Below are 11,214 nucleotides of genomic sequence, written 5' to 3'. Positions count from 1 at the left end.
TTCCGGGTTCGTCGTTCGGAACGGGGTTCGAGACCAGGAGGCGCGGTGCGCGCCCCCGGGGACCGCTCGCTACGCCTGCACGCCGGCGAGCTCGTCGATGAGGCGGTCGCCCGAGCGGGCCTCGATCATCTCGGCGTCGGTCTCGGCGCGGTCGAGCAGCTCCTCCATGCGACGGCGGCGCTGGCGCGTGATGAGCGTGACGACGGTGCCCTCCTTGCCCGCGCGGCCGGTGCGGCCCGAGCGGTGCATGTAGGTCTTGTACTCGTCGGGCATGTCGGCCTGGACGACGAGCTCGATGTCGTCGACGTGGATGCCGCGGGCGGCGACGTCGGTCGCGACGAGCACGTTGACCTTGCCGCTGGTGAGCAGCTGCAGGTTGCGCGTGCGGCGGGCCTGGTTCAGGTCGCCGTGCAGGCTCGTCGAGCGGATGCCGGCGTCCTCGAGCTGGTCGGCGAGCTGCTCGGCGAAGGCGCGGGTGCGGGCGAAGACCAGGGTCTTGCCACCGCCCGAGGCGAGCTGCTCGATGACCGCGGTCTTGTCGCGCTGCTCGATCAGCAGCACGCGGTGGTCGATCGTGGCGCTGGCCTGGTCCTCGCCGGCGACCTCGTGCACGGCCGGGTCGACGAGGAACTCGTCGACCAGCTTCGCCACGCCCTTGTCGAGCGTCGCGCTGAAGAGCAGCTTCTGGGCGCGGGCGCCGTCGGGACGGACCGTCGCGGTCTCGCGGATGATGCGCTGCACCGGCTCGAGGAACCCGAGGTCGCACATGTGGTCGGCCTCGTCGAGCACGGTCACGACGACCTCGCTCAGGTCGAGACGACCCTGGTCGATGAGGTCCTCGATGCGTCCGGGGGTGCCGATGACGATGTCGACGCCGCGGTTGAGCGCACCGACCTGACGCTGCTGGGGCACGCCGCCGTAGACCTGCGTGGTGAACAGGCCGACCGAGCGGGCGATGGGCTGCACGGTGCGGTCGATCTGCATCGCGAGCTCACGGGTCGGGGCGAGGATCAGCGCGCGGGGCTTGCGGCCCATCTTGCGGTTCTTCGCGCCGTTGTTCTCCATCAGCTTCTCGACCAGCGGGGCGCCGAAGGCGATCGTCTTGCCCGAGCCCGTGCGGCCACGGCCGAGCACGTCACGACCGGCGAGCACGTCGGGGATCGTCGCGGCCTGGATCGCGAACGGAGCCGCAGCACCCATCGTCGCCAGCTGGCGCTCGATGTTGTCGCCGAGGCCCAGGTCGCCGAAGCTCACGCCCTCGACGTCGGCCGCGGTGACGACCTCGGCCTTGAGCTTCTCGAGCTTGACGTCGTCCTCGGGTGAGTAGTGCGTGGCCGCGTCGCGCTTCGGGTAGAAGTCGCTCGACCGGTCGCCGACGCGGGCCGGGCGGTCGCCGCGGTCGTTGCGGTCGAAGCTGCGTGCCGGGCGGGCGTCGCGGTCGAAACCCCCGGAGGCGCGGCCACCGCGCTCGGGACGGTCACCGTACGCACGCGGCGCGCGGGCGTCGCGGGCAGGGCGGTCCGAACGGGCGAAGCTGCGGGGGGCGCGGTCGTCACGCGAGCGGTCCTCGCGAGCCGGGCGGTCGCTGCGGTCGTAGCTGCGGGGGGCACGATCGTCACGAGCCGGACGGTCGTTCCGGTCGAACGAACGCGGGGCACGGTCGTCGCGCGCCGGACGGTCGCCGCGGCCATAGCTGCGGGGAGCACGGTCGTCGCGGGCGGGGCGATCCGAACGGTCCCACGCGCGGGGTCCGCGGTCGGAGCCACGGGCGGCGTCGCGGCCACCGTCGCGGCCGTAGCCACGCGCGGCCTCGCGGCCACCGTCACGGCCGAAGCGGGGCGCGGCGTCGCGGCCGCGCTCGCCGTTGCGGCTGTCGAAGGCGCGGTTGCCGAAGCGGTTGCCGCCGGCCGGCTTCTCGCGCGGCTCCCAGTTGGGGCGGCGGTCCTCGGAGCGGGCCGCGCCGGGGGCACGGTTGCCGCCACCGTCGCGGGTGCCGAACTCGCGGCGTCCGCGGTCGGCACGCTCGCTGGCGTCCCAGCGCTTCTTGGCGGCCGGGGCTCCGACCTCGTCGGCACGGTGGCCGCGGTGCTTGGGGCTCTTCGAGCCAGCCTTGGGGGCACCACCGGTGCGGTCGGTGCGCGGGCGGGAGTTGTCGTAAGGAGACATGGAGGAGTTCTTTCCGGGCTTGTCAGAGATGACGCGAAGAAATACCCGGGCAGCCGTTGACCAGGACCGTTCACAATCGTGAATTCATCCCGTCGCGACTCGACGGGAATCCGGCCCACAAGACTTACAAACCCTCGTGCTGTTCAAAGCTGTGCATGATCGGCACCCGCAGGTGCCGATGTGCTCGCGCCACAGGCGCGGTGTCTTGAGCCGACCCACCTACGATACCCGAGCCTCCCCCGAACCGGAAGCCCCGCCTCCTCGGGTCGACAGGCGGCCTGCCCGTCTCTCCCGACGGACCGAACCCGACCTGCCGAGGGCCTTCCGGCGTACCGAACCCGACACGAACCGGCCGACACGCGGCTCATGTCCTGCCCTGGGCGGCGTGTCGGCTGCCCGTCGTCGCGAATTGCACGACCACGACCGAACCCGGCACGCCGGCCGAGGTCACACGCGGGTGGCAGCCTGCTCGGCCGCTTCCGCCGCCCGCCGGTCGGCCCGACGTTCGCCGATGCGCTCGAACAGGTAGTAGATGACGGGCAGCACCACGAGTGTCAACAGGGTCGACGACACGAGCCCGCCGATCACGACGATGGCGAGCGGCTGCGAAATGAAGCCGCCGTGCCCGGTGACCCCGAGCGCCATCGGGGTCAGCGCGAAGATCGTGGCCGCCGCCGTCATGAGGATCGGCCGCAACCGTCGCGACGCCCCCTCGAGCAGGGCCTCGCGCACGCGCAGCCCCTTCTCGCGGTACTGGTTCACCAGGTCGATCAGCACGATGGCGTTCGTCACCACGATGCCGACGAGCATGAGCACGCCGATCAGCGACGCGACGCCCAGGGGCACGCCCGAGGCCAGCTGCAGCAGGATCGCGCCGGTCGCGGCGAACGGGATCGACACGAGCAGCAGCAACGGCTGGACCAGGCTGCGGAACGTCGCCACCATCACGATGTAGACGATCAGGATGGCGATCAGCACGGCGAGACCGAGCTGCGAGAACGCGTTGGCCTGGTCGGCCGTCGCCCCGCCGATCGTGGCGTCGGTACCGTCGGGCAGTTCGACCGACGCGACGGCGTCGGAGACCTCGGTGCCGGCCGACGACAGGTCGTCGCTCGACGGCGTGATCGTCACGGTCGCCGAACGGACCGCGTCGGTGGTCGTGACCGAGGTCGGCCCGGTCGTCTGCTCGACCGTCGCGATGGAGTCGAGTCGCACCGGCCCGGTCGGGCTCGGCAGCTCGAGGGCCTCCAACTCGTCGAGGGTCGCCGGCGGCGTCGGGTCGACCGTGTAGACGTCGACCGAGCTGTCGTCGATCTCGAGCGACCCCACCCGGAAAGGCTGGATCGCCTGCGACACGATGCCGCCCACGGCGACCTCGCTGTAGCCGAGCGCCGCCGCGGCGACGCGGTCGACCTGCACGCCGATGACGGGCTGGGCCGCCTGCAGGTTCGAGCTGGCCTCGGCGGTGCCGGGAAGCCCCTGCACCTTCTTCAGCACGGCGTCCGTGGCGGTCTGCAGGCTGTCGGGGTCGGGTGCGGTGACGTCGACGGTGATGTCGTTGCTCGTGCCGAACCCGCTCGACGCCGAGACCTCGATCTCGCCGGCGTCGGTGACGTCGTCCAGCTGCGACCGGACGTCGGCCTGCAGGGCGTCCTGGTCGGCGCTCTCGTCGGTGGTGATCGAGTAGGTGACCGTGCTGTCGCCCGAGCCGCCGAGGAAGCTCGCGATCGACGTGCCGCTCGAACCGATGGTCAGCTGCACCGTCTCGATGCCGTCGACGCCCTCGAGCACCTGCTCGACCCGATCGGCGGCGTCGGACTGCGTCTGCAGGCTCGACGCGGGCGGCAGGGTCTGCGTGACGGTGAAGGTGTTCTGCCCGCTCGCCCCGAGGAAGTTCGTCTTCATGAAGGGGATGACGGCGCCCGTGCCCACCAGGATCAGCAGTGCCACGAGGATCGTCACGACCGGACGCTTCAGGGTGCCCCGCAGCACGGGGACGTACGCGCGACGCAGGCGGTCGAGCGGCCGGGTGTCGGACGGGTCGGAGGCGCGGGTCGTCAACGACTCGGTCGTCGCCCCCTCGACGACGGCGGCCTCGCCCCCGGGCGCGTGCTTGTGGGCCTTCGGCGCCCGGAGGAACCAGTACGCCAGCACCGGCACGATCGTGAGCGCCACGAACAACGACGCGACGAGCGCGATGGTCACCGTCAGGGCGAACGGTCGGAACAGCTCGCCGGTGATGTTGCCGACGAACGCCAGCGGCAGGAACACCACGACGGTCGTGACCGTCGACGCGGTGATGGCCCCCGCCACCTCGCGCACGCCGACCTTGATCGCCTCGAGCCGGTCGACGCCCGCGGTGAGGTGTCGCTTGATGTTCTCGATGACGACGATCGAGGCGGCGACCACGCGGCCGATGGCGATCGTCAGCGCACCCAGGGTCAGGATGTTGAGCGTGTAATTCGCGGCCTGCAGCCCGATGAAGGTGATCAGCACACTCGTCGGGATGCTGATCGCCGTGACGATGGTCGACCGGATCGACAGCAGGAAGACCAGGATGACGATCACGGCGAAGACGAGGCCGAGCAGCCCTTCTTCGGCGAGCGCGTCGATCGACTGTTGGATGAACGGCGCCTGGTCGAACACGACCGTGAGGTCCACACCGTCGCCCAGGTCGGAGGCGAGGCTCGGGATCGCGTCGCGGACCGTCTGTGACACGTCGACGGTGTTGGCGTCGAGGGTCTTGGTGATCGCGACCGTGAGGGCGTCCTGTCCGTCGACGCGGCTGATCGAGGTGACGGGTGCGCCGGTCAGCTGCACCTCGGCGACGTCGCCGATGGTGGTAGCCGAGGTCGCGCCGAGCAGCGGCAGGGCGCGGATCTCGTCGACGCTGGTGATTCGCTGCCCTGCCTGGATCGACAGCGTCTTGCCGTCCTGCGTGATGGTGCCGCCGGGGATGAGCGTGCCGTTGGCGTCGAGGGCGTCCTGGAAGGCGGCGGTCGTCAGCCCCGCGGCGGTGAGCGCCGTCTGATCGGGCGAGATGGTGACGCGCTGGCCGGCGTCGCCGTAGATCGAGGCCTCGCGGACGCCGTCGAGCTTCTGCAGGTCGGGCACCGTCACGTTCGTCAACCGGTCGACGAGGGCCTGCGAGTCCGCGGAGTCGTAACCGGTGACGGCGATCTGGATCACCGGCAGGTCGTCGAGGCTGCCCGTGACCACCTGGGTGTCGACGGAGTCGGGCAGCGAGAGCCGGTTGATGGCCGACTGGATCTTCTGCTCGGCCGAGTCGAGGTCGGTGCCGTAGGTGAACTCGGCCGACACCGTGCTCTGCGAGGTGCTCGAGGTCGCCGAGGTGCCCTCAAGGCCGGGGATGATCTGGACGGCCTGCTCGATCGGGGTCGAGACGTCCTCGTTCACGACCTCGGGCGTGGCACCCGGGTACGAGCTGACGATCGCGATCTGCGGGAACTGCACGTTCGGTGCGAGCTCTTGCTTGAGCGAGGTGAGGGCGATGCCACCGAAGACGGCGACGACGATGGTGACGAGGGCGATCAGCGCGCGGTTGCGCAGGCTGAAGACGGACAGCAGGTGCACGGTGCTCCGGTGGTGAGAGGGAGAGCGGAGGAGGCGCGGTGAACGACGTGCACCGCGCCTCCATTGTCACCAGCCTCTCTGGGAACTGGCGGCGCTTTCTTACACGCTGTGCAGAACCCCGGCCGGCCGGCACCGTGGGACGAGCAGATCAGCCGCCTGGCGCCTCGAGTTCCGCCGCTCGGCGGAGGCGCGAGCTCGGCCCTCGGAGAAAGGTGATGTGTGCAATCCGAATACTGCCGAGGAAAGGATCACCGATGCACTCCAGCACGAAGAAGATCTCCGCGGGCGTCGCCGCCGTGACGCTCGTGACATCACTGATGGTCGCGACGACACCGGCATCAGCTGCCGAGATGTCCACGAGTGCGATGCCCGCCGTCTGCGCGTCGCTGCCCAAGACCACGACCGAGTCCGACGGCATCCCCGGCCCCGTGTTCTGGAGCCGACTCCAGTGCATGGCGAGCATGGACTCCGAGAGGCCCTACCGTGGCCCGATCGACGGCGTGATGGGCCCCAACTCGTGGCTCGGCGTCACTGCGAGGCTCAAGGTCGGCGGCTACTTCGAAGGGCCTCTCTCCAACGCCAACAATGCCGGGAGCGTCTTCGCCCTCCAGCGTTGGGCTCTTGACCACAATCGCCCCATCGGGGCACTGAACCAGTGGAGCAAGCCCACGTACCGAGCCGTGGCTTGGTGCTTGAACCGCTCCTTCTAGCGGGCCGCCCAGGTAGCGGGGCCGCCCAGGCCCATCTGTCACGCCGTGCCGCTCACGTCCGAAGGTGAGCGGTACCTCGTGACATCCCGGCACCCCAGGAGGCGCGGGTCGCGTCCCTCAGACCACCTCGGCCAGCAGCGGCGCGGCCGGTGCCTGCACCCCGTCGACCCCGTCCCACGCCGCGCGCAGGGCCGCGAGCGCGCGGTCGGTGTCACTGTCGGCGTACGAGAACGGCACGCGCAGGAAGCGCTCGAACGCCCCGTCGATGCCGAACACCGGACCGGCGGCGGGCAGCAGCCCCTCGCGGCGGGCGGCGTGGGGGCGCTGCGAGCCGACCGGCGCCCCCAGCCCGACCCAGGTGGTGAGCCCGCCCGCCGGCGACGGCACCTGCCAGGAGGGGAACGCCTCGCGCAAGCCGTGGACGACGCGGTCGCGACCTCTCCTCAGGTGGCCGGCCCGCGCCTCCAGCACGCGGTCGAAGTCGCCGAGCAGCTCGGCGACCACCAGCTGCTCGAGCACGGGCGTGCCCAGGTCACCCGCCGAGCGGGCGCGCACGAGCCGGTCGACGAGCGGGCGTTCGGCGCGGATCCATCCGATGCGCAGGCCGCCCCAGAGCGACTTGCCGACCGAGCCGATCGTGACGGCCCGTCCGTACGCGGCCATCGGCAGGGGCCGTTCGACGCGCGACCCAGGACCCACCCCGTCGATCGCCATCTCGGCCATGGTCTCGTCGGCGATCACCACGGTGCCCTCGTCCGCCGCCGCCTCGAGCACCCGCACCCGCTGGTCGGCGGGCATCGTCGCGCCCGTCGGGTTGTGGAAGTCGGGCATGAGGTAGGCCACCGGCGGGCTCGTGCGCCGCAGGGTCTGCATCAGTGCCGCTTCGTCCCAGCCGTCGTCCACGGTCACGCTGACCGGCGCGAGACGGGCGCCGGCCCCGCGGAGGGCCTCGAAGGCGTGCGGGTAGCCGGGTGCCTCGACGACGGCCCGGTCGCCGCGCGAGACCAGCACGCGGGCGAGCAGCGCGATCGCGTGCTGGGCCCCGAGGGTGACGACGATCTGCTCCGCGCTCGTCTCGAGGCCGCGCCGTCGGTACCGTTCGGCGACGGCCTCGCGCAGCACGGGCCGCCCCGCCGAGTCGTAGCCCGGGTCGTCGAGGTAGGCCCCGAGCCGTCCCGCCGCCCGCTGGGCCGCCTCGGCGATGCCGTCGACCGCGGGCAGGGCCGCTTTCGTCAGGTCGAGCAGCCCCTCGGTCGTCGTCGGGCGCGGCACCGATGCACGAGCCGGCAGACGCACGACGCTGCCGCTGCCGCGCACGCTGTCGACGTGCCCCGAGTCGCGCAGGGCGGCATACGCCGCGGCCACGGTCGTCCGACTGACGCCGAGGTGCGCGCAGAGGTCGCGTTCGGACGGCAGACGCGTGCCGACCGGCAGCCGACCGTCGAGCACGAGCAGGCGGATGCGGTCGGCGAGCGCCAGGTAGCCGGGAGCCGAGGAGGCGCGCCACGAGTCGAGCAGCACCCCGAGCGCTCGCGACGAGACGGTGGTGGCACCGTGGTCTAGGTTGGTCACGCGGCCACCCTAAACCGATTGGACCCTTGCCACCAGGCCAGTCGGGCGATTGGATCGACCACATGCTCCTCTCGCGTCGCCTGCTGCAGTTGTTCGTCGGCCTCACCGCCTACGGCTTCGCCATCGCCGTCATGATCCGCGCCGGCATCGGCGTCGCCCCCTGGGACGTGCTCTCGCAGGGTCTCGTCCGGCACACCGGGTTGACGTTCGGCACCGTCACGTTCGTCACGAGCTTGGTCGTGCTGCTGCTCTGGATCCCCCTGCGCCAGCGCCCCCGCTTCGGCACGATCGCCAACACGCTGATGATCGGCCCGGTCGCCGACCTCGGCCTGCGCGTGCTGCCGCAGCAGACCGAGTGGTGGGCGCAGGGCCTGACCTTCGCGGGCGGCCTGCTGTTGCTCGCCATCGCGAGCGGCCTCTACATCGGGGCCGCCTTCGGGCCGGGCCCGCGCGACGGGCTCATGCTCGGCCTGCACGCCCGACTGGGCTGGCGGGTGGGCGTCGCCCGCACCGTCATCGAGGTCACGGTCCTGGCCGCGGGTTGGCTGCTCGGCGGCCAGGTCGGCATCGGCACGGCCGCCGAGGCCCTGCTGATCGGCCCGCTCGTGGCGATCACGTTGCCGCTCTTCGCCCGGCGCCGGGTGGCGACCTCCGTCGTCGCCCCGGCCCGCGCCTCCTCACCCGCCTGACCCACGGCCGGTACGAATCAGTTCGGACCGACCCGCACGGACCGGGAATAAACCGCGCGCGAGCGAAGTTGACAGCCCCTCGCACGGGAGTAGAGTCGCCGCTCGTGACCAACGACACTCGGTCGCCGAAGCGTTGGCTGATCGGTGAACCCCTGCCCTCGGAGAAGCTCGAGGGGCAGCTGCTGCCGAAGCACCTCGCACTGCCGATCTTCGCCAGCGACCCGCTCAGCTCGGTGGCCTACGCGCCGCAGGAACTGCTGATGATCCTGCTGATCGGCGGCCTCGGGTTCCTCACCCTGGCGCCGTGGGTGGCGGTGGCCGTGGTCGTCCTGCTGCTGGTCGTGGTCGCCTCGTACCGCCAGTTGATCAAGGCGTACCCGTCGGGCGGCGGCGACTACGAGGTCGCCCACAAGAACCTCGGCGAGAAGGCCGGGCTCGTGGTCGCCTCGGCGCTGCTGGTCGACTACGTCATGACGGTGGCCGTGTCGGTCGCCTCGGGCGTCGACAACATCATCTCGGCCGTGCCCGAACTGGCGCCGGTGCGCGTCGAGCTCGCGATCTTCTTCGTCGTCCTGCTCGCGGCCGTCAACCTGCGCGGCGTGCGCGAGTCGAGCAAGGCCTTCGCGATCCCCACCTACCTGTTCGTGTCGAGCGTCTTCGTCATGATCGTCATCGCGCTGGTACGCACCGCACTCGGCGACCCGCCCGTCGCCGAGAGCGCCGACTACACGGTGCAGGCCGACCAGCTCACGCAGGCCGCCTTCGTGCTGTTGCTGCTCCGGGCGTTCTCGAGCGGGTGCTCGGCCCTGACCGGCGTCGAGGCCATCGCGAACGGCGTGCCCGCGTTCCAGCGCCCCAAGGTGCAGAACGCCCAGAAGACCCTCGTGCTGATGGGCAGCATCGCCATCGTCCTGTTCGCCGGCCTCGTCACGGTCGCCCTGATCGCGAAAGTGCACTACGCCGAGGACGCCTGCGACCTGCAAGGGTTCGTCGACTGCGCCACCACGCCGCAGCGCAGCCTCATCGCGCAGATCGCGAGCGCCGTGTTCGGCGGGGCACTGTTCGGCATCCCCTTCTACGTGATCCAGGCCTGCACGGCGGCGGTGCTGCTGCTGGCGGCGAACACGGCCTTCAACGGGTTCCCGCTGCTCGGTTCGATCCTGGCCCGCGACCAGTACGCCCCCAAGGCGCTCAACACGCGCGGCGACCGACTGATCTACTCGAACGGCGTGATCGTGCTGGCACTGGTGGCCTGCGCCATCCTGCTCGTGTACCAGGCCAGCGTCACGGGGCTCATCCAGCTGTACATCATCGGCGTCTTCGTCTCGTTCACGCTCGGCCAGACCGGCATGGTCGTGCACTGGACCCGCATGCTGCGCGAGGGCTGCGCCGACCGGGGTGCCGTGTACCGGGCCCGCGGCATCAACGCGTTCGGCGCCCTGCTGACCGCGTCGGTGCTCATCGTCGTCACGGTGACCAAGTTCACGCACGGCGCCTGGCTCGTGTTCGTCATCATGCCGATCCTGTTCGTGCTGATGCTCGGCGTGAACCGCTACTACCGCGACGTGCTCGTCGAGATCGAGCCCGACGCCACGACGCAGTTCGGCTCGCACGGCGACCACGCCATCGTGCTGGTCGGCACGATGCAGAAGCCCGTGTTGAAGGCCCTCGACTACGCCATCGCCGCACGCCACGAGTCGCTCGAGGCGATCCACGTGGGCATCGACGACGAGGCCACGGCGCTGCTTCAGCGCCAGTGGGCCGAGCAGGACATCGAAGTGCCGCTCCGCATCGTCGCCTCGCCGTACCGCGACATCAGCATGCCGTTGATCAAGTACATCAAGGCCCACCGCGAAGAGCACGGCAGCGAGGTCGTGACGGTCTACACGCCGATCTACATCGGCGGCCACTGGTGGGAGGCCGCCCTGCACAACCACAAGAGCCGCCGCATCCGCCAGAAGCTCATGCTCGTGCACGGCGTGACGATCTCGCTCGTGCCGTGGCTGCTCGACTCGTCCGAGGTGCTCTACGGCCGTCGTTCGCGGCCCATCCCGGGCCAGGATCGTCGTGGCGAGCCGATCCGCCCCCGCCCGGTGCCGCGCCGCGTGCTCGAACCCGCCGGTCGCCGGTCGGGTGCCGCCGGAGGCGCCCTCGGCGCCGACGCGGGCCCCGACGGCCGCGCAGGAGCAGCGGTCGAAGGAGGCGCGGTGCAACGAGGCCTGGACGTCCAGCCCGCGCAGAACGGCTCGGCCGGCGCGAAGCCCGGGCCGAAGCAGACCCCGCGCGCGCCCGGTTCGGCGAAGGGCAACCGCGGAGGGGGCGCCGCCGCCCGCAAGGCCCGCTCGCACGAGGCCTGGACGTCCAGCGGCGAGGCCGCGATCGCCAAGCAGCACGCCAAGGGAAAGAAGACGGCCCGGGAGCGCATCGACGAGCTGCTCGACCCGGGCTCGTTCGTCGAGCTCGACGAGTTCGTCCGGCACCGC

The 11,214-nt window shown here is 71.2% G+C and carries 6 protein-coding genes and 1 pseudogene; 4 read left to right on the top strand and 3 right to left on the bottom strand.

Annotated features, from left to right (window positions below; all coding sequences use genetic code 11):
- Positions 1-69: 69 nt before the first annotated feature.
- Together AEQ27_RS04235 and AEQ27_RS04230 are read right to left on the bottom strand one after the other, a co-directional pair.
- Positions 70-2,166 (bottom strand): DEAD/DEAH box helicase, encoded by a 2,097-nt coding sequence (locus AEQ27_RS04235; RefSeq protein WP_054145537.1) that lies wholly within the window; start codon positions 2,164-2,166, stop codon positions 70-72.
- 447 nt (positions 2,167-2,613) lie between these two features.
- Positions 2,614-5,760: an efflux RND transporter permease subunit gene (locus AEQ27_RS04230; RefSeq protein WP_054145536.1), complete on the bottom strand. Its 3,147-nt coding sequence runs from the start codon at positions 5,758-5,760 to the stop codon at positions 2,614-2,616.
- A 254-nt stretch (positions 5,761-6,014) separates the two neighbouring features.
- Between AEQ27_RS04230 and AEQ27_RS17080 the strand changes: the two genes are divergently transcribed.
- Positions 6,015-6,470, top strand: a complete 456-nt coding sequence (locus AEQ27_RS17080; RefSeq protein ID WP_152970163.1) for a hypothetical protein — start codon at positions 6,015-6,017, stop codon at positions 6,468-6,470.
- 117 nt (positions 6,471-6,587) lie between these two features.
- Here the strand turns inward: AEQ27_RS17080 and AEQ27_RS04215 are convergent, their stop codons facing one another.
- Positions 6,588-8,042, bottom strand: coding sequence for a PLP-dependent aminotransferase family protein (locus AEQ27_RS04215; protein WP_054145533.1), 1,455 nt, complete (start codon positions 8,040-8,042; stop codon positions 6,588-6,590).
- A gap of 62 nt (positions 8,043-8,104) precedes the next feature.
- Between AEQ27_RS04215 and AEQ27_RS04210 the strand changes: the two genes are divergently transcribed.
- From AEQ27_RS04210 to AEQ27_RS18525, 3 genes and pseudogenes are all read left to right on the top strand, one after another.
- Positions 8,105-8,731, top strand: coding sequence for a YitT family protein (locus tag AEQ27_RS04210; RefSeq protein ID WP_054145532.1), 627 nt, complete (start codon positions 8,105-8,107; stop codon positions 8,729-8,731).
- 104 nt (positions 8,732-8,835) lie between these two features.
- Positions 8,836-10,857 (top strand): annotated as a pseudogene (locus AEQ27_RS04205) (APC family permease); the annotation flags it as partial.
- Positions 10,837-11,214, top strand: a 378-nt coding sequence (locus AEQ27_RS18525; RefSeq protein WP_369813584.1) for a carboxyl transferase domain-containing protein, incomplete at its 3' end; no start/stop codon positions are given. The pseudogene AEQ27_RS04205 and the gene AEQ27_RS18525, both read left to right, overlap by 21 nt.

It is taken from the genome of Frigoribacterium sp. RIT-PI-h (genome assembly GCF_001297205.1).
GTDB lineage: Bacteria > Actinomycetota > Actinomycetes > Actinomycetales > Microbacteriaceae > Frigoribacterium.
This window is presented reverse-complemented; position numbering and strand designations above follow the sequence as displayed.